Annotated in this window: 21 protein-coding genes, 1 pseudogene and 1 riboswitch; of the genes and pseudogenes, 5 read left to right on the top strand and 17 right to left on the bottom strand. The window is 66.1% G+C overall.

Annotated elements, in window-relative coordinates; translation table 11 throughout:
* Nucleotides 1-39: 39 nt before the first annotated feature.
* From PO605_RS02155 to PO605_RS02110, 10 genes are all read right to left on the bottom strand, one after another.
* On the bottom strand, nt 40-1095 hold the full coding sequence (locus PO605_RS02155) for a porin (protein ID WP_272205925.1): 1056 nt from the start codon (nt 1093-1095) through the stop codon (nt 40-42).
* A gap of 323 nt (nt 1096-1418) precedes the next feature.
* Nucleotides 1419-1766: an L-rhamnose mutarotase gene (locus tag PO605_RS02150; protein WP_016453836.1), complete on the bottom strand. Its 348-nt coding sequence runs from the start codon at nt 1764-1766 to the stop codon at nt 1419-1421.
* 16 nt (nt 1767-1782) lie between these two features.
* Nucleotides 1783-2559, bottom strand: coding sequence for an SDR family oxidoreductase (locus tag PO605_RS02145; RefSeq protein ID WP_046986695.1), 777 nt, complete (start codon nt 2557-2559; stop codon nt 1783-1785).
* Between the two features lie 16 nt (nt 2560-2575).
* A complete protein-coding gene (locus PO605_RS02140; RefSeq protein ID WP_046986692.1) occupies nt 2576-3487 on the bottom strand; it encodes an amidohydrolase family protein in 912 nt (303 codons plus the stop codon).
* A gap of 3 nt (nt 3488-3490) precedes the next feature.
* Nucleotides 3491-4768, bottom strand: a complete 1278-nt coding sequence (locus PO605_RS02135) for an L-fuconate dehydratase (protein WP_272205922.1) — start codon at nt 4766-4768, stop codon at nt 3491-3493.
* 7 nt (nt 4769-4775) lie between these two features.
* Nucleotides 4776-5666, bottom strand: a complete 891-nt coding sequence (locus PO605_RS02130) for a fumarylacetoacetate hydrolase family protein (protein ID WP_272205920.1) — start codon at nt 5664-5666, stop codon at nt 4776-4778.
* A gap of 18 nt (nt 5667-5684) precedes the next feature.
* The gene (locus PO605_RS02125; RefSeq protein WP_272205919.1) at nt 5685-6434 is read right to left on the bottom strand and encodes an SDR family oxidoreductase; all 750 of its coding nucleotides are present in this window, start codon (nt 6432-6434) and stop codon (nt 5685-5687) included.
* A 54-nt stretch (nt 6435-6488) separates the two neighbouring features.
* On the bottom strand, nt 6489-7505 hold the full coding sequence (locus tag PO605_RS02120) for an ABC transporter permease (protein WP_272205918.1): 1017 nt from the start codon (nt 7503-7505) through the stop codon (nt 6489-6491).
* Nucleotides 7495-9024, bottom strand: a complete 1530-nt coding sequence (locus tag PO605_RS02115; protein WP_272205917.1) for a sugar ABC transporter ATP-binding protein — start codon at nt 9022-9024, stop codon at nt 7495-7497. The genes PO605_RS02120 and PO605_RS02115 overlap by 11 nt, the downstream gene beginning before the upstream one ends.
* 17 nt (nt 9025-9041) lie before the next feature.
* Complete coding sequence (locus PO605_RS02110; protein ID WP_250439165.1) at nt 9042-10049, bottom strand: sugar ABC transporter substrate-binding protein; 1008 nt, start codon at nt 10047-10049, stop codon at nt 9042-9044.
* A gap of 286 nt (nt 10050-10335) precedes the next feature.
* On the opposite strand from PO605_RS02110, the gene PO605_RS02105 reads away from it, so the two are divergent.
* Complete coding sequence (locus PO605_RS02105) at nt 10336-11136, top strand: IclR family transcriptional regulator (protein ID WP_272205916.1); 801 nt, start codon at nt 10336-10338, stop codon at nt 11134-11136.
* A 25-nt stretch (nt 11137-11161) separates the two neighbouring features.
* On the opposite strand, the gene thiC is transcribed toward PO605_RS02105, so the two are convergent.
* From thiC to PO605_RS02085, 4 genes are all read right to left on the bottom strand, one after another.
* A complete protein-coding gene (thiC, locus tag PO605_RS02100; RefSeq protein ID WP_017407427.1) occupies nt 11162-13105 on the bottom strand; it encodes a phosphomethylpyrimidine synthase ThiC in 1944 nt (647 codons plus the stop codon).
* 265 nt (nt 13106-13370) lie between these two features.
* A riboswitch (TPP riboswitch) is annotated at nt 13371-13496 on the bottom strand.
* Between the two features lie 62 nt (nt 13497-13558).
* Nucleotides 13559-14221 (bottom strand): nitroreductase, encoded by a 663-nt coding sequence (locus PO605_RS02095; RefSeq protein ID WP_272205914.1) that lies wholly within the window; start codon nt 14219-14221, stop codon nt 13559-13561.
* 62 nt (nt 14222-14283) lie between these two features.
* On the bottom strand, nt 14284-15108 hold the full coding sequence (cysE, locus tag PO605_RS02090) for a serine O-acetyltransferase (RefSeq protein WP_016449662.1): 825 nt from the start codon (nt 15106-15108) through the stop codon (nt 14284-14286).
* A 35-nt stretch (nt 15109-15143) separates the two neighbouring features.
* A complete protein-coding gene (locus PO605_RS02085) occupies nt 15144-15941 on the bottom strand; it encodes an RNA methyltransferase (protein WP_272205913.1) in 798 nt (265 codons plus the stop codon).
* A 216-nt stretch (nt 15942-16157) separates the two neighbouring features.
* Here PO605_RS02085 and PO605_RS02080 point away from each other — a divergent pair, with 216 nt between their 5' ends.
* The gene (locus PO605_RS02080) at nt 16158-17072 is read left to right on the top strand and encodes an inositol monophosphatase family protein (RefSeq protein WP_016449664.1); all 915 of its coding nucleotides are present in this window, start codon (nt 16158-16160) and stop codon (nt 17070-17072) included.
* Nucleotides 17073-17504: 432 nt separating this feature from the next.
* Here PO605_RS02080 and fusA read toward each other — a convergent pair whose 3' ends face one another.
* A complete protein-coding gene (fusA, locus tag PO605_RS02075) occupies nt 17505-19607 on the bottom strand; it encodes an elongation factor G (protein ID WP_047473816.1) in 2103 nt (700 codons plus the stop codon).
* A 258-nt stretch (nt 19608-19865) separates the two neighbouring features.
* Between fusA and PO605_RS02070 the strand changes: the two genes are divergently transcribed.
* Nucleotides 19866-20216: an ArsR/SmtB family transcription factor gene (locus PO605_RS02070; protein ID WP_047473815.1), complete on the top strand. Its 351-nt coding sequence runs from the start codon at nt 19866-19868 to the stop codon at nt 20214-20216.
* Between the two features lie 37 nt (nt 20217-20253).
* On the opposite strand, the gene PO605_RS02065 is transcribed toward PO605_RS02070, so the two are convergent.
* On the bottom strand, nt 20254-20664 hold the full coding sequence (locus PO605_RS02065) for a hypothetical protein (RefSeq protein ID WP_272205910.1): 411 nt from the start codon (nt 20662-20664) through the stop codon (nt 20254-20256).
* A gap of 88 nt (nt 20665-20752) precedes the next feature.
* On the opposite strand from PO605_RS02065, the pseudogene PO605_RS02060 reads away from it, so the two are divergent.
* Together PO605_RS02060 and PO605_RS02055 are read left to right on the top strand one after the other, a co-directional pair.
* A pseudogene (locus PO605_RS02060) lies at nt 20753-20933 on the top strand (helix-turn-helix domain-containing protein); the annotation flags it as partial.
* Between the two features lie 60 nt (nt 20934-20993).
* Nucleotides 20994-21416: an ankyrin repeat domain-containing protein gene (locus tag PO605_RS02055; protein WP_272205909.1), complete on the top strand. Its 423-nt coding sequence runs from the start codon at nt 20994-20996 to the stop codon at nt 21414-21416.
* 199 nt (nt 21417-21615) lie between these two features.
* On the opposite strand, the gene PO605_RS02050 is transcribed toward PO605_RS02055, so the two are convergent.
* Complete coding sequence (locus PO605_RS02050) at nt 21616-23505, bottom strand: DUF262 domain-containing protein (RefSeq protein ID WP_272205908.1); 1890 nt, start codon at nt 23503-23505, stop codon at nt 21616-21618.
* Nucleotides 23506-23514 lie beyond the last annotated feature (9 nt).

The following is a 23514-nucleotide window of genomic DNA, read 5'->3' as shown; positions in this document are numbered from 1 at the left end:
GCAAGGGCCGGCAACCTCCGCCAAAGTACCCGGCCCCGGTCAGAACGAATGCGCCATGCCCAGGTACAGGCCGGTCTGGCTGCCGCCCGGCGCCGGGTTGTTGTTGGTGGTCTCCACCGAGAAGTTCGCATTGCCGCCATTGCGCACATTGCCCACGCTGGCGTACAGCAGCGTGCGCTTGGACAGCGCGTAGTCGGCGCCCGCCATGAACAGGTTGGCGCTGCCGCCGCCGTTGTTGACCGTGGTGCGGTAGCCCGCCCCGATCAGCGTCAGCGGGCCTGACACCTTGTAGCGCGCGCCCATCCAGTACTGCCGCGCCTTGGTGGGCACGCCAGCCGCGCTGTCGGGCGCGGACAGCTGCTCATAGCCCGCGAACAGCTTGAGCGCGGACAGCGTCACCGTGCCGCCCAGCGTCAGGTTGCGGGAGGTGGTGTACAGATCGCTGAAGCGGCCATTGGCATCGCGGGCCACATCGTAGATGGCGCGCAACTCGAACGTGGGCGCGGTATAGGACACGGACAGCGCATCCTTGCGCAGCCGCGATGCGCCCTGCGGCTGCTCGCCCAGGCCGGTCAGCGCCAGCACGCGCAGGCCGCCCCAGCTGGGCGTTTCGTACGAGACCATGTTGTCATGCCCGCCCCAGTTGCGCCCCCGCACCAGCGTGGCCGAGCCGATGAACTGCTGGCCCGTGGGGTCCAGCGCCCAGTGCGCATCCGAGATCGACAGGTCCTTGCCCAGCTTCAGCGTGCCCCAGCCGCTGCGCAGGCCCACGAAGGTGCGGCGGTTGAAGAAACCTGCGCCGTTGAACTTGGCATCGTCGATGCTGAAGCCCGACTCCAGCGTGAACAGCGCATGCAGCCCGCCGCCCAGGTCCTCCTCCCCCTTGAAACCCAGCATGCTCGTGCCCCACTGGTTGCCCACGGCCCGCCACAGATTGCCGGAGGCCCCCGTGGCCGGGTCGTACACATTGCTCTGGTAGTCCACCCCCGCGACCACACGCCCGTAGAGCGTGACCGAACTCTGGGCCTGGGCCGCCAGGGCCGTGCCCAATGCAAGCGCGGCCAGGCCAGCGCTGCGGATCATGCGTTTATTCATCTCCCTCTCCTCCTTGACATTGCCGATTGGCGAAAATCCCCATGGCCGCAGCACGGCTGCCATGGGGAGCAGCTTGAAACCGGTCGCCAGCCCCTTTTCTTGTGCTTCTTGTTCTTGTGCTTCTTGCTATTGCGGGTGCATGCAGCCCCGTGGTTGCGATGCCCTGCAGGCTGCTTTCATGAATTCTCCGCAGGGATGGCGCCAGGCCTGAGCGATTCATGCGCAGACCTATGCATTTGCGGCGCGGGCGCCCCGGTGTTTTCCCCTGGAAGGGAGTTGAGCGACGTTCGGGGATGGGGCATGGCCGACGGATGCTCAGTCGCTCACTCCTGCGCAGAATCCTCCAGCCGAAAAATGCAGGCCATGGGCGTCCACTTGTCTCCAGGTGGTGTCCACGGCGTGGGGGCCTGAAAGGCCCACATCAGGTCTTCCCATTCGCACAACTTTGGATCGGTGGCGGAGGCAAGGGCCATGGCTCGGGCGTCATGCACCGCGTCATCGGTTTCCATGACCATCACCATGCGCGTGCCAAGGCGGTGGATTTCCATGCCGGTGACGCCATGGCTACGCAGATGCGCCGCCACCTCCGGCCAGATCCGGTGATGCAGGGCTTCGTACCGGGCGATCAGCGCCGGATCATCCCTGAGGTCGAGTGCAAGGCATTGGCGCATGGTGTCTCCATGGTGGTCAGGTCAGCGCGCGGTCCAGGTGGGTGTAGCCGCCATCGACGAACAGCCATTGCCCCGTGGTGTGCGATGCCCGCTCGGACAGAAGAAAGACGACCGTGTCCGCAATCTCCTCGGCCGCCGTCATGCGCCGGCCCAGCGGAATCCGGGCGCTGATCTGTTCCAGCTGGCGCCCGGGGTCGTCGAAGCGGCCCAGCCAGTGCAGGTACATCGGCGTCATCACCTCGGCGGGCACCACGGCATTGACGCGCACGCCATCGGCTGCCAGCGCGGCAGCCCATTCGCGCGTCAGCGAGAGCTGGGCCCCCTTGGCCGCGCAGTAGCCGCTGGCCTGGCCCTGCCCGGTCAGCGCGGTCTTGGACGAGATGTTGACGATGGCGCCACGGCTGGCCTTGAGGTGCGGCAGGCAATGGTGGGCCATGACGTAGTAGTGCACCAGGTTGGCCTGCAGCGAGCGCACGAAGGCGTCGCGCCCTGCCTCCAGGCCCACGCCGTCATTGATGCCCGCGTTGTTCACCAGGCCGTCGATGTGGCCGCAGTCCGCCGCAGCGCGGGCCACCATCTCCCCGCATGCCTGTTCATCGACCAGGTCGAAGCGGAAGTGGCGGGCCCGGGGCTGCAGCTCCATGAGCTGCGCCTCGAACCGCGCGGACATGGTGTCCTTGCCGCAGATCAGCGGAATCGCACCTTCACCGGCCAGCCGCAGCGAGATGGCCGCCCCGATGCCGCTGGCACCGCCCGTGACGATGAAGGTCTTGTCTTTCAGGTTCAGGTCCATGCTGCCTCCCATGTGGTCAGGTCATGCCTTGCGGCTGCAGGCCGTAGCAGCGCGCGGCGGTGCCGCCCCACAGCGCCTCACGCTCGGAGGCCGACAGCCGCGACGACGCCCAGCCATCCACCAGCTCAAAGACCGTGGCGTATGGCGCGGCCAGCAGGCAGACCGGCCAGTCGGAGCCAAACATCAGCCGCTGCGGACCGAACACCTGCAAGGCCATATCTAGACAGCGCAGCAGGCAAGCCCTGCCTGCCCCGTCCAGCCCGGCGCGCCAGTCGGCCTCGGTCACTAGGCCCGAGAGCTTGCAGGCCACATGCGGCAGCGCGGCAAAACGCCCCAGCCGCGCCTGCCAGTGGCCGAATGCGGCCTGTTCCCGGGCCAGCACGGCCAGCGGGGGCTTGCCCAGATGGTCCAGCACCAGCCAGTGCGCGTCGTGCCGTGCGCAGAAGGCGGCAGCCGCCTCCATCTGGTGATGGAAGACGAGCAGGTCATACGCCCAGCCCTGGCGCTGCAACAAGGCCATGCCGCGCCCGAATGCGGCGCAGCCCAGAAAGGCTGCGGCATCGGGCTCGTCCTGCACCTGATGGCGCCAGCCGCACAGCCTCGGCTCGGCACGCCAGTCCTGCAGGCGCTCGCCCAGGCCCTCGCAGGTCAGGTCTTCCCACCCCACCACGCCGCGTATCCAGTCATTGCGCCGCGCCAGCTCCAGCAGGAACCGCGTCTCATCGACCGTGGCGCGCGCCTGCACGGCGATGGCGCCCGTGAAGCCGCAGGCAGACAGCTGGGGCAGGAGATGGCCGGGCGTGCGGTCCACCGCCAGGGCCCGCATGTCCGCGCCTATCCATGGATAGTCCCCGGCGCTGTAGCGCCAGAAATGCAGGTGTGCATCGATGCGCGGATGCAAAAGTGAATGGGAATGGGACAGGGCCATGGCTCAGGCCTGGAAGCGATACCTGGCCAGAGATTCCGGCTTCATCGTAATGGAAAAGCCGGGCGCACCGGGAGGCATATAGGCCGCATTGCGCACCACGCAGGGATCCACGAAGTGCTCGTGCAGATGGTCCACGTACTCGATCACGCGCCCCTCACGCGTGCCGGACACGCAGACGAAATCGATCATGGACAGATGCTGCACATACTCGCAAAGGCCCACGCCCCCGGCATGCGGACACACGGGCAGACCGTACTTTGCGGCCAGCAGGAGTACCAGCAGCACCTCGTTGACCCCTCCCAGCCGGCAGGCGTCGATCTGCACCACGTCGATGGCGCCACGCAGGATGAACTGCTTGAAGAGAATGCGGTTCTGGCACATCTCTCCGGAGGCGACCTGGACCGGGGCAACGGCTTCGCGCACCGCGCGGTGGCCCTCCACATCGTCAGGGCTGGTCGGCTCCTCGATGAACCAGGGCCTGGCAAAGGCCAACTGCCGCACCCAGCCGATGGCCTGCCCCACCTCCCAGGCCTGGTTGGCGTCGATCATCAGCTGGCGGTCCGGCCCCAGCACCTCGCGCGCGATGGACACGCGCCGGATATCGTCCTGCAGGCTGCGCCCCACCTTGAGCTTGACGTGGTTGAAGCCACCGGCCACCGCCTCGCGGCACAGGCGGCGCAGCTTGTCGTCGTCATAGCCCAGCCAGCCGGCCGAGGTCGTGTAGCAGGGATAGCCCTCGCGCTCCAGCACGCCGATGCACTCGGCCTTGCGCGGCGACTGGCGATGCAGCAGCTCCAGCGCCTGGGCTTCGGTCAGGGCATCCGTCATGTAGCGAAAATCCAGCGCGCGGACGAACTCCTCGGGCGTGAAATCGGCCACAAGACGCCACAGCGGCTTGCCCTCGGCCTTGGCCCACAGGTCCCACACGGCATTGACCACGGCGCCGGTGGCCAGGTGCATCGCCCCCTTGTCCGGGCCGATCCAGCGCAACTGGCTGTCGGAGGTGATGTGGCGCCAAAAGCGCCCCATGCCCTGGCGGACCCAGTCGAGCTCCATGCCCTCCACCAGGTGGCGCATGGCCGCGATGGCAGCGCAGCAGACCTCGTTGCCGCGCCCGATGGTGAAGGTCAGCCCGTGCCCCTCAAGGCCGGGCGTGTCCGTCTCCAGGATCACATAGGCGGCGGAGTAGTCCGGGTCCGGGTTCATGGCGTCAGACCCATCCAGGTGACTGGAGGTCGGAAAGCGCACATCGAGCACGCGCAGGGACAGGATTCGCGTCATGCTCTTCTCAGGCCTTGCCGGTTGTCGAGGGATTCGGTTGCACGCGGGCCGCCACCATGGTCTGGCGCTGCTCGCCCAGGCCGGCGATGCCCAGCCGCATGGCCTGCCCGGCACGCAGGTACATGGGCGGCTTCTGGCCCATGCCCACGCCCGGCGGCGTGCCGGTGGAGATCACATCGCCCGGTTGCAGGCTCATGAAGCGGCTCAGGTAGCTGACGAGAAAGGCCACGCCGAACACCATGGTGGCCGTGCTGCCGTCCTGCATGCGCCGGCCGTCCACATCCAGCCACATGCGCAGCGCCTGCGGATCGGGCACCTCGTCGGCCGTGACCAGCCAGGGCCCCAGCGGGCCGAAGCCGTCGCAGCCCTTGCCCTTGTCCCAGGTGCCGCCGCGCTCGAGCTGGTACTCGCGCTCGGAGATGTCGTTGACCACGCAATAGCCCGCCACGTGCCGCATGGCCCGGGCCTCGTCGATATGGCGCCCGCCCTGGCCTATGACCACGCCAAGCTCCACCTCCCAATCCGTCTTCACGGAGCCGGGCGGAATCTCGATGGCGTCGTCCGGGCCGCAGATGGCACTGGTCCACTTGCCAAACACCACGGGCTCGGGCGGCACCTGCATGCCGGCCTCGGCCGCATGGTCCGAGTAGTTGAGGCCTATGCACACGAACTTGCCCACCCGCCCCACGCAGGGGCCCAGACGCAGCGTGTGCTGCGGTACGCCTTCCACCAGGGGCAGCAGCAAGGGGTCCAGGGCGCCCAGTTGCGCCAGGCTGTCCGGCAGCAGCACAGGGCCGGCAATGTCGTCCACCACGCCCGAGAGGTCGCGCACACGCCCTTGCGCATCGAGCAGGCCCGGTCTTTCATGGCCCCTGGGGCCGTATCGCAGCAATTTCATGGAGCAGTCCTGTGCAGTTCAGTTGGACCAGCCACCGTCGATCACGCTCAGCGTGCCGGTGACGAAGCGGGATTCATCGCTGGCGAGATAGGTGGCCAGCGCGGCGATCTCCTCGGGCTGGCCTACCCGCCCCATGGGCTGGCGCGCCACGAAGGCCGCACGCACCTGCTCCAGCGGCACGCCCTGCTGCCGGGCCTGTCCTGCGATGCGCGCCTGCAGCGACGGAGACTCCACCGTGCCAGGGCAGATGGCGTTGCAGCGTATGCCCCGCGTGACGAAGTCGGCCGCCACGGCCTTGGTCAGCCCGACCACGGCGGCCTTGGTGGCGCCATAGGCATGGCGAAGGGGCACGCCCTTCACGCTGGAGGCCGCGGACGACATGTTGATGATCGAGCCGCCGCCCTGGGCCAGCATGGCGGGCAGCAGGGCGCGGATGATGCGGTGCATGGAGGTGACGTTGAGCTGCCACGCAAAGGCCCAGTCCTCGTCACTGCAGTCCAGGATGCTGCCGTGGTGCACGAAGCCCGCGCAGTTGAGCAGTGCGTCGAAGGCCCTCTCCTGCCCGGCCAGTGCCAGGATGTCTTGCGCATCGGTCACATCCAGCCGCCGCGTACGCAGGCCGTCCCGTCCCTCCAGTTCTGCCAGCGCCTGCATGTCGATGTCGGTGGCCAGCACGCTGGCCCCCTCGCGGGCAAACATCAGCGCGCAGGCACGCCCTATGCCCTGCCCGGCTGCGGTGACGAGAATGTGTTTTCCGGCGAGTCTCATGGAGCCATTCCTTCCCTTGAAAAGGGTTCTGCACGGGCGATTTGCGGGCCGCGCCTATTGCTGCTGCTCACCTGCGAGCCGGGCCAGCATCAGGGCGCCGAGGATGATGGCGCCGTAGATGGCCTGTATCCAGAACGACGGCACCTGGGCCAGCGTCAGCAGGTTCTGCACCACGCCCAGCAGCAGCACGCCGCACAGCGCACCCGACATGGAGCCCTTGCCGCCATCGAGCGAAATCCCGCCGATGACGGCCGCCGCGAACACCGTGAAAATCATCGAGCTGCCCTGGTTGGCATTGATCGCGCCCACATAGCCCGTTACCACCAGCCCGCCCACTGCGGCCAGCACACCGGCCAGCACGAAGACGCCCCAGGTAATACGGTCCACATTGATGCCCGCCGCGCGCGCCGCATGGGGGTTGCCGCCAATCGCATACAGCGCGCGGCCCAGCCGGTGGTGGCGCAGCACCACGGCGGCCGTGCCGAACGCCAGCGCCGCCAGCCAGACCGACAGCGGCAGCCCCAGCAGCGTGGCCGTGGCCAGGGCGAAGAAAGGCTGCGGCATGTCGAACAGGGTGCCGCCCCTGGTCGCGCCCACCAGCACGCCGCGCAGCACGATCAGCATCGCCAGCGTGACGATGAACGCATTGAGCCGCAGCCTGACGACCAACAGGCCATTGAGAAAACCCGTGCATGCGCCCACGGCTGCGATGGCCAGCAGCCCCGCCGCCACCGGCCATTCCGTGCCAAAGCCTCCCGAGGCTGCAGGAATCACCAGCATGGCGCCCACCGCCGGCGCAATGCCCACCGTGGACTCCACCGACAGATCGAACTTGCCCGTGATGATGATCAGCGACTCCGCCAGCACCACCAGCGCCAGGGCTGCGGAGGCCCCCAGGATGCTGACCAGGTTGGCCGGTGTCAGAAAGCTGGGGCTGGTCAAGGCTCCCAGCAAGAACAGCAGGGCCAGCGCAGGCACCAGTGCATAGTCGCGCAGCCGGTGCAGGGCGAGCCGCCCGGCGGCCGGCACGGGCACAGCCGTGTTCGGCGAGACAAAGGCTTCAGTGCGCATGCAGGCTCACTCCTTCCATGGAGGCGATCAGTTCACCGTCGTCCCAGCCTCTGGCGAGTTCGGCCACCACATGGCCATGCGACATCACCAGCACGCGGTCGCAGATGCGCAGGTCGTCCAGCTCGGTGCTCGCCAGCAGCACGGCCCGGCCCTGCCGTCGCTCCTCCTCCACCACGGCCAGCAATGCCTGCCGGGACTTCACATCCACACCCGCAGTGGGATCGATGAGCACCAGCACATCGGGTTCGCTGGCCAGGGCGCGCGCCATCACCACCTTCTGCTGATTGCCGCCCGACAGGCCGGACACGGCCTGCTGCGGCCCGCTGGCCGCCACATCCAGTGCGCGCATGGCCGCCAGCGCCGCGGCCTGCCTGCGCGATGGCGCGATGAACCCGAACCGGCCCAGCCTGTCCATGATGGTCATGGTCGCGTTCTCGGCGATGGACTGCCCCGGCACCAGGCCCTGGCGGTGCCTGTCCTGCGGCACGCAACCCACGCCGTGCGCCAGCGCGGCGCCTACATCGCCGGGCGGCAGCACGCGGCCCGACACCAGGATCCGGCCCGCCGTGGTGCGCCGCAGGCCCGCCACCGCCTCACCCACGGCCGTGCGCCCGCTGCTGGTGGAGCCTGTCAGCCCCACGATCTCGCCACGCCGCACCTGCAGGCTGACAGCCCCGAAACCCTTGCCGCACACCTGCTGCAGCGCCAGCACCACGGGGGCAACGCCCGTGCCCCCGCCTGCCGGGGGTGCGTGGGCGGCGCAAGACGCGCCGGCCAGGCTGTCCCGCTCGCCGGTCATGGCCTCGATCAGTGCCTGCCGGGGCAGCTGCGCCACCGGCGCCGTCACCACATGGCGCGCATCGCGCAGCACGGTCACCGTCTGGCAAATCTCATAGATCTCCTGCAAGTGGTGCGAGATGAAGAGAAACGTGACGCCGCCTTGCTGCAGATCGTGCACGCGCCTGAGCAGCCGCCGCGTCTCGTCGTGGTCAAGCTGCGCCGTGGGTTCGTCCAGGATGATGAAGCGCGCGCCCAGCGACAGCGCCCGTGCGATCTCCACCAGTTGGCGGGCTTCCACCGTCAGGTCCCGGGCCAGCGCATCCTCGTGCACATCGATCTGCCAGGCATCCAGCAAGGCCCTTGCCTCGCGCCGCAGCACGCGCCAGGAAATCCAGCCATGGCGCAGCGGCTGCCGGTTGATGAACAGGTTCTCGGCCACCGACAGCTCGCCGATGATGGTCGAATGCTGGTAGACACAGGCCACATGCTGGCGCCAGGCCATGCGGTCAGTCACCGCAGGCGCGGGCTGGCCGTTGAAGCGGATGCTCCCCGTGCCGGGCTGGTGCAGGCCGGTCAGCAAGGCGACCAAGGTGGACTTGCCTGCGCCGTTGCGGCCAGCCAGTGCATGCGACTCGCCCGGCATGACCGCCAGGCTCACATCGTGCAAGGCCGTCGTGGAGCCGAAACGCAAGCCGAGCCCACGCGCCTCCATCACCGGCGTGCCCGGTCTGTCAGCCATGAATCCGGGGAGTATCGTCATGGCTGGTTGGCCCACAGCGACTTGTCGTCCACGTTCTCGCGGGTCACCACGGGTGCGGGCAACTGGTCCTCCAGAATGCCGGGCGCCACCTCCACGATGCGGCTGCCATGCGGGGTGGGCCCGGGCTTGAACGACTGCCCTGCCAGCGCTGCCTTGATGTAGTACAGGCCGTACTTTGCGTAAAGATCGGCGGGCTGCGAGATGGTGGCGTCGATTTCGCCCCTGCGGATGGCATCCAGCTCCTGCGCGATGCCGTCGTTGCTGATCACCACGATGTGCCTCGGATCGCCGGCCGGATGCAGCAGCCCCCTGCGCCGCAGCGTCTGCAGCGTGGGCGCCAGATAGACGCCGCCTGCGTGCATGTAGATGCCCTTCAGGTCCGGATGCGCGGACAGCAGGCCGTCGAGCGCGGCGGCGGCGGCATCGGACTTCCAGGCCGCGGGAATCTCCAGCACCTGCAGCGCCGGGAAATCCTTCATGCAACTGCGGAAAGCCTCGGCCCGATCACGGCCGTTGACCGATGCCAGGTCGCCCATGATCTGCACCACCTTGCCCGCCTTCACCTGCGCGCCCAGGTACTGGCAGGACCGCGTGCCATAGGCGCGGTTGTCGGCACGCACCACCATCGCCACCTTGCCCCGGGTAGGCGCCACGTCCACCGCCACCACAGGAATCTTCCCCTGCTCGGCCAAGGCGAGCGCTCGACCAATGGCCGCCGAATCCAATGGCGCCACCACCAACCCCTTGGCGCCGAGGTTGATCAGATTGGCCACGTCGGTGATCTGCTGGGCCGGGTCCTGGTTGGAGTTCACCGGCGCCAGGATGTCGACCCCAAGGGCCTTGGCCATTTGCGGGAGGTAGCCGTTGTAGGCCTGCCAGAACGGCGAGGTCAGCAGCGGCAGGTTGACCCCGATCCTGCCTTGCGCCGGGCCGGGCTCCGCCGCCAGCGCCGGCCCCGCGCCTGCCAGCGCCGCCACTGAAGCCAGCGCGGCTACAGCAGACATGAGCCGGCAAAGCATTGCGGAACATCCGGCCGGAACCTGGAAAACGCCGTGCAGTGCAGCCATGGAAAGTGCCTCCTCATGTGTGCCGGGACTCCGGCGGTGCCGCTGGATCGCCTTTTTGCCGATGGCGCGTGGCACATCGCTGAGGCAATTCATTCATCCATGAATTAATTATTTATAAATAAACCTCACTTCGGCAGCTATGGTTTACCCAGCCCACGCACCGCTTGCGCAGGTCGGCAGCAAAAACAGGACTTGTCCTATCCCGAACGTAAGATCTGCACGCATGAGCAAAGCACTGGACAACGCAGAAGACGGCGAGCGCTACCGCGCGCCGGCACTGGACAAGGGGCTGGACATCCTGGAGCTGCTGGCCGAGCACCCCGATGGACTGACGCGGGCCGAGATCGTCAAGGAACTGGGCCGGGGCCCCAGTGAGATCTACCGCATGCTCGAGCGGCTGGTGGCCCGGCAATATGTGATGCGCTCGGCCGGCGGTGACCGCCATGCGCTCAGCCTCAAGATGTTCGCGCTGGCGCACCGCCACCCACCCGTCAACCGCCTCGTGACTCAGGCGCTGCCCGTCATGGATGCCTATGCGCGGCAGGCCGAGCAGTCCTGCCACCTGGGCCTCTACGACCGTGGCAATGTCCTGATCGTGGCCCAGGTCCCCGGCCCCGGGAACTGGGGCCTGTCAATCAGGCTGGGCGCACGCGTCGGGCTGCTGGACACCGGGTCAGGCCATGTGCTGCTGGCCTGCCAGACACCCGAACGCCGCTCGCAGATGCTGGCCGAGCACACGCCTTTGGAAGGCGAGGTGCCACTGCCCGAGGCACAACTGCACGACATGCTGGAACAGATACGCGGCACGGGCTACAGGCAGAGCGAAAGCCTGCAGTCCTATGGTGTGGTGGACATCTCCTGCCCCATCCTGGGACCTGACGGTCAGGCCCTGGCCGTGCTGACATCTCCCTATATCCGCCGCATCGATGGACATGCGGGCCCTTCGCTGGATGGAGCGCGCGAATGCCTGTTGCAGGCGGCACAGGAGTTGTCGTTGAACCGGCAGCCGCGCGACGGCCAGTGAGCCGCGCGCAGCCTGCCGGCTGGGGTCAACGCGCCGTCGTATCGCTGCTGGCCGCCACGATGGGGATATAGAACTCCCCGCCTGCGCGATTGAATTCCTCGGCCTTGGCCTGCATTCCGGCGGCAATGCCTTCCTGCTCGGCCACGCCCTTGGCAGCGGCGAATTCGCGCACTTCCTGGGTGATCTTCATGGAGCAGAACTTGGGGCCGCACATGGAGCAGAAGTGCGCCACCTTGGCGCTGTCCTTGGGCAGGGTTTCGTCGTGGTAGGCCTGGGCGGTGTCGGGGTCCAGGCCCAGGTTGAACTGGTCCTGCCAGCGGAAGTCGAAGCGGGCCTGGCTCAGCGCGTCGTCCCGGGCGCGGGCGCCGGGGTGGCCCTTGGCGACGTCGGCGGCGTGGGCGGCGATCTTGTACGCGATGATGCCCTGCTTGACGTCGTCGCGGTCGGGCAGGCCCAGGTGTTCCTTGGGCGTGACGTAGCACAGCATGGCGGTGCCGAACCAGCCGATCATGGCCGCGCCGATCGCGCTGGCGATGTGGTCGTAGCCGGGGGCGATGTCGATGGTCAGCGGGCCCAGGGTGTAGAACGGCGCCTCGTGGCAGTGCTTGAGCTGCTCGGTCATGTTGGCCTGGATCATGTGCATGGGCACGTGGCCGGGGCCTTCGATCATGGTCTGCACGTCGTGCTTCCAGGCCAGCTGGGTCAGCTCGCCCAGGGTCTGCAGTTCGGCGAACTGGGCTTCGTCATTGGCGTCCGAGGCGCTGCCGGGGCGCAGGCCGTCGCCCAGCGAGAAGCTGACGTCGTACTGCTTCATGATGTCGCAGATGTCCTCGAAGTGCTCGTACAGGAAGCTCTCGCGGTGGTGGGCCATGCACCACTTGGCCATGATGGAGCCGCCGCGCGAGACGATGCCCGTGCGGCGCTGGGCCGTGAGGTGGATGTAGGCCAGGCGCACGCCGGCGTGGATGGTGAAGTAGTCCACGCCCTGCTCGGCCTGCTCGATCAGGGTGTCGCGGAAGATGGGCCAGGTCAGGTCCTCGGCAATGCCGCCCACTTTCTCCAGCGCCTGGTAGATGGGCACGGTGCCGATGGGCACGGGCGAGTTGCGGATGATCCAGTCGCGCGTGGTGTGGATGTTCTTGCCGGTGGACAGGTCCATCACGTTGTCCGCGCCCCAGCGGATGGCCCAGACCAGCTTCTCGACCTCTTCCTCGATGCTGGAGGTGACGGCCGAGTTGCCGATGTTGGCGTTGATCTTGACCTTGAAGTTGCGCCCGATGGCCATGGGCTCGATCTCGGGGTGGTTGATGTTGGCCGGGATGATGGCGCGGCCGCGCGCCACTTCGTCGCGCACGAACTCGGGCGTGATGATCTTGGGGATGGCGGCGCCCAGGCCGTTGCCGGCCAGGCGCGCCTCGCGCGCGGCGTCCTGCTGGTACTCGGCCATCCATTCGCGGCGGCCGTTCTCGCGCAGGGCCACGTACTCCATCTCGGGCGTGATGATGCCCTTGCGCGCGTAGTGCATCTGGGTGACGTTGCCACCGCTCTTGGCGCGGCGCGGCTGGCGCTGCAGCGATGCGGCCTCGGCCCGCAGGCGGGCCACGCGCTCGTCTTCCTCGCCGCGCTTGCCGCCATCGTCCAGGGCCTGGCGCAGGCGGCCGGCGTAGTACTCGCTGTCGCCGCGCGACTCGATCCAGGCATTGCGCACGCCCGGCAGGCCGCTGCGCACATCGATGGCCACGGCCGGATCGGTGTAGGGGCCCGAGGTGTCATAGACGCTGACCTGCTCGCCATTGGTCAGCTGGATATCGCGCACGGGCACGTTGAGGCCGCTGTGCAGGCTGCCTTGCAGATAGCTCTTGGTGGAGGCCGGGAACGGCTTGCGCGACTGCGCCAGCAGGTCGGAAAAACGCTGTGCGTCGGGAGCTTCGCCGGCTGCGGGGGTGAAGATGGAATCGGGAGCGTTCATGTCGGTTTCCTTGCGTTCAAAGCGTCGATCAACAACGCTCCGGGAACCGGACACTCCTTGGGCTGTGCCAAAGGCCGCGCACCGGGCTATGCCAGTGTGGGCCTGCCAGGGCCGTATGGCCTTGGCCCCTGGTTGCCACGCACGCCAAGGCGCACGAGCAGCCTTGGTTGGCAAGGGTCGATGCGCATCGGATGGTGGCCTGCCTGGCCGTTGCGGCCCTGCGTGTATCCGCCGTGGCGGACTTCCATCCTCTGACTTCGGCCCCGCTTCAGGGTCCCGCTCTTCTTCCGCCGGTATCAACCGGATCAAGTTCGTCGGGTTCGCCGCCTGGCCCATGCAGCGCATGGACCGGTTGGCATCTCAGTGCATCAGCACACCCCGGAGCAGCGGCAAGTATAGGGGATGGTTGGCGGCCCATCGCCTGCGGGTTTGCCCAGGGGCCATGCGCCGCCGTCAGTCGAAGCCGCGCAGCGCACCCCATTCGGCCATCGGTGCGCGCGTGGCGCGCCAGCCGTTGATGGGGGCATCCTTGTCCTCGTAGCCCAGCGCAATGCCGAAGGCCACGTGGTAGCCCTCGGGCAGCGCCAGCGCCTGGGTCACGGCGTCGTTGTAGCGGCGCCAGAAGCCCTGGGCGCAGGTGGCCAGGCCATTGGCACAGGCCAGCAGCATGAAGGACTGCAGGTAGATGCCCAGGTCCACCCATTGCGGCAGGCCCATGCGCTCGTCCACGGCCACGATCAGGCCCACGGGCGCGCCGAAGAACTGGCCGTTGCGCGCCAGCTGCTCCAGCCGCGCGGGCTTGTCGTCGCGCGGAATGCCCAGCGACTGGTACAGCTCTTCGCCATTGGCAAAGCGCCGGCTGCGGTAGGGCTCCCAGAGATTGGGCGGGTAGGACAGGCCGGGCTGGGCGTCCTGGGGCTCGGCTTCGGCAACGGCGGTCAGCAGCTGCTGCAGCGGCTCGCCCGTCAGCGCCAGCACGCGCCAGGGCTGCAGGTTGCCGCCCGAGGCCGCATTGGCCGACTGTTCCATCAGGGTGCGCACCAGCGCCGCATCGGGCGACTGGGGCAGGAAGGCGCGCACGGAGCGGCGCGCATGCAAGGCCTGTTCAACGTTCATGCTGGTCGGAGTCTCCGGTCTTCTTGGGGGATCTTGGGGATCTTTGGGGATCTTGTGCAGGCCTACTTGCCCATGATCTGGTCGATCTTGTCCTTCTGGAACGCCTGCGGGCGCTCGGATTCGCAGGGCACGCAGTCGCCCACCTTGCTGCCGGCCGAGAGCTTGGCAATGGCCTCCCACAGCAGCGCGATCTGCTGCTCGTGCGCGGCCGCGCCGTCGCTCAGGCCGCGCATGGCCTGGGCCACGGGGTCCATTTCCTGGGTGATGCCGTAGGCCGTGAAAGGCTGGGGCGCGGCAGAGGCCGGGACCTTGATGGACTCGGCCTTGGCCGATGCCGGGTCGTGCTCGGTCACATCGGCGCTGTGGCCGTTCTTGCTGGCAATGATGCGCGCCGGAATGCCCACGGCCGTGGCGCCTGCGGGCACGGGCTTGATGACCACGGCATTGCTGCCGATCTTGGCGCCGTCGCCCACCTCGAAGCCGCCCAGCACCTTGGCGCCCGCGCTGACCACCACGTCGCGGCCCAGCGTGGGATGGCGCTTGGCGCCCTTGTACAGCGAGGTGCCGCCCAGGGTCACGCCGTGGTAGATGGTGCAGCCGTCGCCGACCACGGCCGTCTCGCCGATGACGACGCCCATGCCGTGGTCGATGAAGACGCGCTCGCCGATGACGGCGCCCGGGTGGATCTCGATGCCCGTGAGCCAGCGGCCGATGTGCGAGATGAAGCGCCCCAGCCACTTGAGGCCATGGTTCCAGCACCAGTGCGCCGGGCGCTGCAGCCAGATCGCATGCAGACCCGGATAACAGGTGATGACCTCCCAGGTGCTGCGTGCCGCAGGGTCGCGGTCGAGGATGCACTGGATATCGGAGCGCAGGCGGTCAAGCATCTAGGGGCTGGTTATTGTTGACAAGACCGCTCAGTCTAGCGTTTCGGTGGGGTGCTCTGCAGCATGGCCTTCGCAACACCGCGCAGGATGTGGATTTCCTCGGCGGTCAGTTGCGAGCGGTTGAAAAGCTGGTTGAGGCGCGGCATCAGCTTCTTGGGCGCGGCCGGATCGAGAAAGCCGATATGCGCCAGCGCCTGCTCCCAATGGCCCAGCATGCCGGCCACCTGGGCCGCGTCGGCGCGCTGCGGCGCGGGCGTGTGTGCCACCACGGGAAAGCCGCCCAGCGCCTGGCGCCATTCGTAGGCCACCACCTGGATGGCCGCTCCCAGGTTCAGCGAGCCGAACTGCGGATTGGACGGAATCGACAGCGCCACATCGCTGCGGTAGACATCGTCGTTGCTCATGCCGAAGCGCTCGCAGCCGAACAGGAAGGCCACGCCCGACTGGTTGCAGCGCGGCAGGCAAGCAGGTTCATCGGTCGGCGGCGCGACCTCATCCGGCGCGTCCAGCACATCCAGCGCCCCGCTGAGCAGCAGCTCGAAATGCTGGCGCGGCGTGCGCGTGGGCGGGCCGAAGTCGCGCGGCGTCATGGCCGTGGCGCACAGGTGGCTGATGCCGCCCAGCGCCTCCTCCAGCGTCTCGACCACGCGCGCATTGCCCAGCACGTCCAGCGCGCCGCTGGCCCGCTGGATGGTCTCTTCCTTGCGCAGCACGTTGGGCCAGCGCGGGCGCACCAGCACCAGGTCGTCGAAGCCCATGGTCTTCAGGGCGCGGGCGGCGGCGCCCACATTGCCGGCGTGGCTGGTTTCTATCAGTACGAATCGGGTTTTCATTGCGTCGCTGGCCTGCCGGCGCCGGCAGAGCCCCCAAGACGGGACAGGTTGCGCAGCACAAAACGGACAAGGCGGGTAAAATTGCGCGCTATTGTCGCCGCCCCGCATCGCCGGACGCGGCTTTTTCCGTTCTTACCCGCGTCAAACAGCCTGCTTTTGCCAGAGAGGACCGTCCTCTCCTTGCACAGCCGCTGCTCCGCCAACGCCTCACAATCTATGTCGACCAACCTGCATCCCATGCTCAACGTGGCCATCAAGGCCGCACGCGCCGCCGGCGCCATCATCAACCGCGCGGCTCTTGACGTGGAATCCGTGCGTGTCGCACAAAAGCAGGTCAACGACTTTGTGACCGAGGTGGACAAGGCGGCCGAGCAGGCCATCATCGAAACCTTGCTGGGCGCCTACCCGGGCCACGGCATCCTGGCCGAGGAATCGGGCAACGAGTTCGGCGCCAAGAACTCCGACTACGTCTGGATCATCGATCCGCTGGACGGCACCACCAACTTCATCCACGGCTTCCCCGTGTACTGCGTGAGCATTGCCCTGTCCTTCAAGGGCAAGGTGGAGCATGCCGTGGTGTACGACCCCTCGCGCAACGACCTGTTCACCGCCACGCGCGGCCGCGGCGCCTACCTGAATGACCGCCGCATCCGCGTGTCCAAGCGCATCCAGCTCAAGGACAGCCTGATCTCCACCGGCTTCCCCTTCCGCCGTGGCGACAACTTCAAGCAGTACATGAACATGCTGGGCGACGTGATGCAGGAAACCGCAGGCGTGCGCCGCCCTGGCGCCGCCGCGCTGGACCTGGCCTACGTGGCAGCCGGCTTTGCCGACGGCTTCTTCGAAAGCGGCCTGCAGATCTGGGACGTGGCCGCCGGCAGCCTGCTGGTGACCGAGGCCGGTGGCCTGGTCGGCAACTTCACGGGTGAGGCGGATTTCCTGGAGCAGAAGGAATGCCTGGCGGGCAATCCGCGCATTTATGGTGCGCTGGTCGGCATCGTTGGCAAGTACAGCAAGTTTGCTTCTGCTGGGGAGAAGGCTGGTGTGCGGCAGGCTTTGTCTGATTCTGGCGAGGCGGCTCCCGTCGCTGATGCTGAAACTGCTGAGTCTGAGCAGCAGCCTGAGGCTTGATTCCGGCTTCTCCTCTCTCTTTAAAACAGCTCCTTCAAGGGGCTGTTTTTCATTGGGCGTGGACTTGGGTACTTTGTTTTTGACCCTGCCGGGGGGTGCTTTTCGAGGCCGGGTCTCGGCCCGGCGGCCGACCTACCTTTCTTTGATTCGTCAAAGAAACGTAGGCCAAAGAAAGACGACCCGAATGTCCACGTCCCTTCGCTGCGCTGCGGGCAACCTGCGTCGTGCCACCTGCGGGGTTCGCCGCAGAACTCACTGCGCGCTGCGCGCTCCGTTCAAACAACTGCGGCGAGTCAGTTGACGAGGCAGCCCTGTCCTTCGGCAGGACTGCAACCCCGCAGGCGGCCCGACGCAGGCGTGGACATACGGGAGGGGTGAGAGGGGGCCACGGTCAGGGGCAGCATGCTGCCCACTGCACGTTTACCGCCTCTTTTACCTCGCGCGTGCGTTGATCACCGCCTCGGCCACGTTGCGCGGTGCTTCGGCGTAGTGCTTGAACTCCATGGAGTAGGTGGCACGGCCTTGCGTTTGCGAGCGCAGGGAGGTGGCGTAGCCGAACATTTCGGACAGGGGTACTTCGGCCTTGATGGACTTGCCGCCGCCGGCCATGTCGTCCATGCCCTGCACCATGCCGCGACGCGAGGACAGGTCGCCCATGACGGTGCCGGCGTAGTCTTCGGGCGTCTCGACTTCCACGGCCATCATGGGTTCCAGGATGACGGGGTTGGCCTTCCTGGCGGCTTCCTTGAAGCCAAAGATGGCCGCCATCTTGAAGGCCATTTCGTTGGAGTCCACGTCGTGGTAGGAGCCGAAGGTCAGCGTGACCTTGACGTCCACCACGGGGTAGCCAGCCAGCACGCCGCTGGTCAATGCCTCGACCACGCCCTTTTCCACCGCAGGGATGTACTCGCGCGGCACCACGCCGCCCTTGATGGCGTCCACAAACTCGAAGCCCTTGCCGGGTTCCTGCGGCTCCACCGTGAAGACAACGTGGCCGTACTGGCCCTTGCCGCCGGACTGGCGCACGAACTTGCCATCCACATCGGTGACTTTCTTGCGGATGGTCTCGCGGTAGGCCACCTGGGGCTTGCCCACGTTGGCTTCCACGTTGAACTCGCGCTTCATGCGGTCCACGATGATTTCCAGGTGCAGCTCGCCCATGCCGGCAATGATGGTCTGGCCCGATTCCTCATCGGTGCGCACGCGGAACGACGGGTCTTCGGCCGCCAGGCGCGACAGGGCAATGCCCATCTTTTCCTGGTCGGCCTTGGACTTGGGCTCCACGGCCTGGGCGATCACGGGCTCGGGGAAGACCATCTTCTCCAGCACGATGGGCGCGGACGGGTCGCACAGGGTCTCGCCCGTGGTCACATCCTTCAGGCCCACGCAGGCGGCAATGTCGCCGGCGTGGATTTCATCGACCTCCAGGCGCTCATTGGCATGCATCTGCACGATGCGGCCGATGCGCTCCTTCTTGTCCTTGACGGAGTTGAGCACGCTGTCGCCCTTGTTCAGCACGCCCGAGTAGACGCGCACAAAGGTGAGCTGACCCACGAAGGGGTCGGTCATCAGCTTGAAGGCCAGGGCAGAGAACTTCTCGCTGTCATCGGCATGGCGCACGATGATGGAGCCGTCTTCCGCATGGCCTTCCACGGGCGGCACTTCCAGCGGGGAAGGCATGAGTTCGACCACGGCGTCCAGCAGGCGCTGCACACCCTTGTTCTTGAAGGCCGAGCCGCACAGCATGGGCTGGATCTCGCCCGCAATGGTGCGCAGACGCAGGCCGCGCAGGATGTCGGCCTCGGGCAGGTCGCCCTCTTCCAGGTAGCGGTTCATCAGGTCTTCGCTGGCCTCGGCAGCTGCCTCCACCATGGACTCGCGCCACTTCCTGGCGTCTGCCACCATGGCGGCGGGAATGTCCTGGTACTCGAACTTCATGCCCTGCGTGGCCTCGTCCCAGATGATGGCCTTCATCTTCAGCAGGTCCACCACGCCGGTGAACTGCTGCTCCGCGCCAATGGGCAGCACGATGGGCACGGGGTTGGCCTTGAGGCGGTCGATCATCATCTGCCGCACGCGCAGAAAATCCGCGCCCGTGCGGTCCATCTTGTTGACGAAGGCCAGGCGCGGCACCTTGTACTTGTTGGCCTGGCGCCAGACCGTCTCGGACTGCGGCTGCACGCCGCCCACGGCGTCATAGACCATGACGGCGCCGTCGAGCACGCGCATGGAGCGCTCCACTTCAATCGTGAAGTCCACGTGGCCCGGGGTGTCGATGATGTTGATGCGGTGCTGGTCAAAGCGGCCGTCCATGCCCTTCCAGAAGCAGGTCGTGGCCGCCGAGGTGATGGTGATGCCGCGCTCCTGCTCCTGCTCCATCCAGTCCATGATGGCGGCGCCCTCGTGCACCTCGCCCAGCTTGTGGCTCACCCCGGTGTAGAACAGGATGCGCTCGGTCGTGGTGGTCTTGCCGGCATCGATGTGCGCGGAGATACCAATGTTGCGATAGCGTTCTATGGGGGTGTGGCGGGCCATGAAAGGACTCCTGGGTGCTGATAAGCGTTGATGCGTGGATCTGCCGTGGGCTGGGATTCTCGCGGGGGTTGAATGAGGGTTGATGACAATTGGAATGTACGAAGACAATCGTACTATCTTCCGCAACTTCTTGCAGAACGATCCATGTTTTCACCACGCCATGCCCCTGTCTGCCAGATAACTGCCCGCGCCACGCCGCATCAGCGACGTGCGGCATTGCTTCCATGGCACAGTGGCGCCCCATCGACTGGACGATTCATGCTTGCCAACCATCCCGACCGCGAACAGATACGCCTGGAAAACCTGCTCAACGCCCTGGGCAACCCCCTGCGCCTGGCCGTGGTGCGCGCGCTGGCCGCAGGCCATGAGCGCGCCTGCGGCTCGCTCTTGCAGGGCCAATCCAAATCCACCATGACCCACCACTGGCGCGTGCTGCGCGACAGCGGCGTGATCTGGCAGCGCCCCGACGGCCGCGAAAACCTGCTCTCCCTGCGCCGCGAAGACCTGGACGCGCGCTTTCCCGGCCTGCTGGACGCGCTGCTGCAGGCCCTGGCCGAAGACCCGCTCACCGAACAGACCACGGCGGCCCACCTCAAACCCTGCCCTTGAAGCCCCGCCCCTGCAACGCAGGCGGCAGCCCTGCGCCCTACCCCTTCACGGCAAGCGCCACAGCAACGCCCTCATCCGCAAACCGCTTGGCCGCCTTGAGCAGATAGCTCACGGCATAGAGGATGGGGTCATCGGCCTCGTCGCCATTCAGATGGTCCACCACCTCGATGGCATAGCCCAGGTCCACCGCCGTGTCATGCAGCAGGCCCAGCAGCTCCTTGTCCTGCGGCTCCAGCGACTGCGCTTGGTCGGCCTTGGCGTAGTAGATGCGCAGCAGGTCGCGGCAGACGCAGTTGATGGCGGTGATGTTGTGGCGGGCGTGCAGGTCCAGAACGTCCAGGGCGGCGCCAAGGTGCAAGACGGCGTCGATGGCCAGGTCTTCGAGGTTGGGTTGGAGAGTGGTGGTGAAGGTTCGTTGCTCAAATGAACCTGGGTGTGCGTGAGTCATGGCTCACAATTCTTGGTTCGCGGGGAGAACTGGGCCACGTTTTCTTTAACTCATAGCCGGGGGGCAAACGATCAGCGCAGGCTTCAAAAGCCAGCCGTCATTAGCCAACCTCGCCGATATTGAGCGCTCGTACATGGACCAGGTGGAGCGTGGCGAGCACATGCCGACCTCGACTATCGTGTTCAAGGATTGCGCGGGCGCTGGGGTGTAGTGCGGCTGAGGTGATGGGGAGGGCTGAGGAGGAGCTGCGGGGAGGGACTGCGGACTAGCAGCCGAGACTCGCTGAGCTTCCAGACTTCCAAAAGAACGGCCGAGACCAGAGGTTGGGCATGGATGACATCAGTGCGCTAATGAAAGCCATTGACGATGGGCAAATCACCGAAGTGAGACGGCTGCTTGAGGCTGGAGTCGACGCCAACGCAATGGATGAGGAAGGCCAGTCACCTCTGATGGCAGCGGCTTGTGCAAATAACGTGAAGGCCCTGGACTTGTTGCTGCAGTACGGGGCAGATGTGAGGCGGGCTTATGCGGACGGGTGGACTGCGCTTCACATGGCAGTCGATTTTTCAATCGACTCGACTATCCAACGCGGAGGGGATCTTGGGGATGAACCGCTTGATGCCATCCTCTGGCTGCTCGCGCATGGGGCCGACGTATCCGCAAAGACTGAGAGGGGTGAAACGGCGGTTGACTTTGCTCGGGCGTATCGGTCGGGGCGCGTAGAGCGGGTGCTCTTGGGTAGCCAGTCTTGAAATTGTCGAACGTTCGCTAGCACCCGGGCATGCACTCAAAGTCAGCAGCCAACCGGAAGCCGTGGTACGTCACGGGCCGCGAACGACAACTCCGGACAGTGAGTTCAACCGGTCAATTCTCCCCAGAGAATCGACCGATTGACTGACAAAGAGGCTCCTTGCTACGGCCAATTTAACGCGCTCTTTGTCGTTGCTTCGACTAGGCTTCTTTCGCAGCGGCGAAAGCCTCCTCGGCTGCACCATCGTCGTGATCGGCAGCTTCGGCATGCGACAACGGAGCCTTGCCCATAGCCTGCTCAATCAACGCCAGCAGATTGGCCTTGCGGGTTGCGTAAAACCCTTCGAAGTCATCCGAGCGCAGGAACTGAGCTGGAACCTGATGGGTTTCCAGCAGTGCATCCATTGCAGCCGTGTCCAACGCCACAAGCTTGTCTGCCTGTAATTTGGCCAGGTAAGCAGACGGCGCAGTGCCACCGATCTTGCGGTTGGCCTTGTAGGAAATGGGGGTCTTGTTGACGATGCTATTGAAGACAGCGGGCTTTATGCCTCGCTTCTTGCACCAATCTTCCGGGAAGATGTGGTGGATATCCAGGCTCATCATGTCGTCGTTGTCGAGCTTGTCCACCGTGGATTTGAAGTACCAATCTTGCGCACCCTGGCGCAGTACCAACACGTTCACCCCCTTGTAGGCCGCGCTGTTGCGGGTGTAGAGCCGGTCCAGGCGCTGCGCATCAAAGCTCGCGTCCGACACCGTGGCAGGCACGGGCCCGTCGTTATTCACCCAGTCCAGCACCTCCTCCACATCCTTGGCGATACGTGTCTCCACCGCGCCGCCATACAGTTCGCCCAATACGCCACACCAGAACCAGAGCGAGAGCTTGTCGAACACCACTGGCGTCAACCAAGCCCTGTCTTCCAGCTCGGCGAGGATCGCGGCCAGGGGCACCAGTTGCGTCTGGTAGGGCAGCTCGCGCAGCCGCATGATGGACTGTTTACGCAAGAAGCTAGGAACCTGCAGATACCCCTGCTCCACCTTGCCGGCCCAGGACTCATAGGCCGCGCGGCTAAGGGCCAGCATGGTCTTGCGCTTAGCGCTAACTGGCGGCAGCTGTTGCTTATCCTCATCAGGCACTACCCCGGCATTGGCTTTTGTGAGCTCGGCCAGCCGCTCGTGGCGCTTGGCACGGGTCACCAGCAAAGTGATGCTTTGAATGAAATCACTGGCCTCCACATTGCGCAGCAGGTCGTGAGCGTGCAGACGCGTCTGCCGGCCTTGCATGTTGCGTTCCACGCTACCCAGCCAGTCGTCACGCAGGTTGAATTTTTCAGCCGCAAAGGTGGCCGTGATCAGTTCAAACACATTCAGCGCCACGCCGCCCGTATTGACCTTCTCAAAGACCGTGCACACCGCCTCCTTCGAGGTGTCTTTGAGCAGTTGAATCACCGGCACCTTGTACCCGGTGAACCGGCCAATCACCGCCTGCTGGAATTCGAGGAACTGCTGAATCTTGATGGGGTTGAGCTTACTCAGATCCACCATCCAGGCCATGGCATCAAACATGGCATTGCACGGAAAGTGCATCGCCAGGCATTCACGTTCCCGGGTACTCAGGTCCAGTGTTACGTCCCGGTGGAACTGCCCGTACTGCTGGCGGCACTCGTCTACCGCTACGATGGCATCCAGCAAATCGGTGCCCGGTTGCAGCGCCTTTTCGATGTCCCAGTAGTAGAAGAGCTTCATCTTCTTGCCGCGCCCATTGTGCGTTTGCACCGGCGTCTTGAGCTGCAGCACTTGGGTCAGCGTCGTCAAGCGCTGCTGGCCATCGAGGATCAACCACTTGGCGTCCTCCGCCTTAGGGCGCGGCTCCACGCCCTCGACGCCGCGCTGCTCAAACGTCACCTCGCCACCTGTCTCCAGCATCATCACGGCGCCCACCGGGAAGGACTGCGCCACGCTCACCAGCAGTTCGCGGATGCGCATGTCTTCCCACACCCAGCCGCGCTGGAAGTCGGGCAACTGAATCTTGCCTGCTTGGATATCGACCAGCAGGTCTTTCATGTCCTTGGGGTTGGTTTCAAAGCTCGACACAGGGCACTC

It is taken from the genome of Delftia sp. DT-2, from assembly GCF_028401915.1.
GTDB lineage: Bacteria > Pseudomonadota > Gammaproteobacteria > Burkholderiales > Burkholderiaceae_C > Comamonas > Comamonas tsuruhatensis.
The sequence above is the reverse complement of the archived record's forward strand: the minus strand, read 5'-3'. Positions and strand labels throughout refer to the sequence as shown.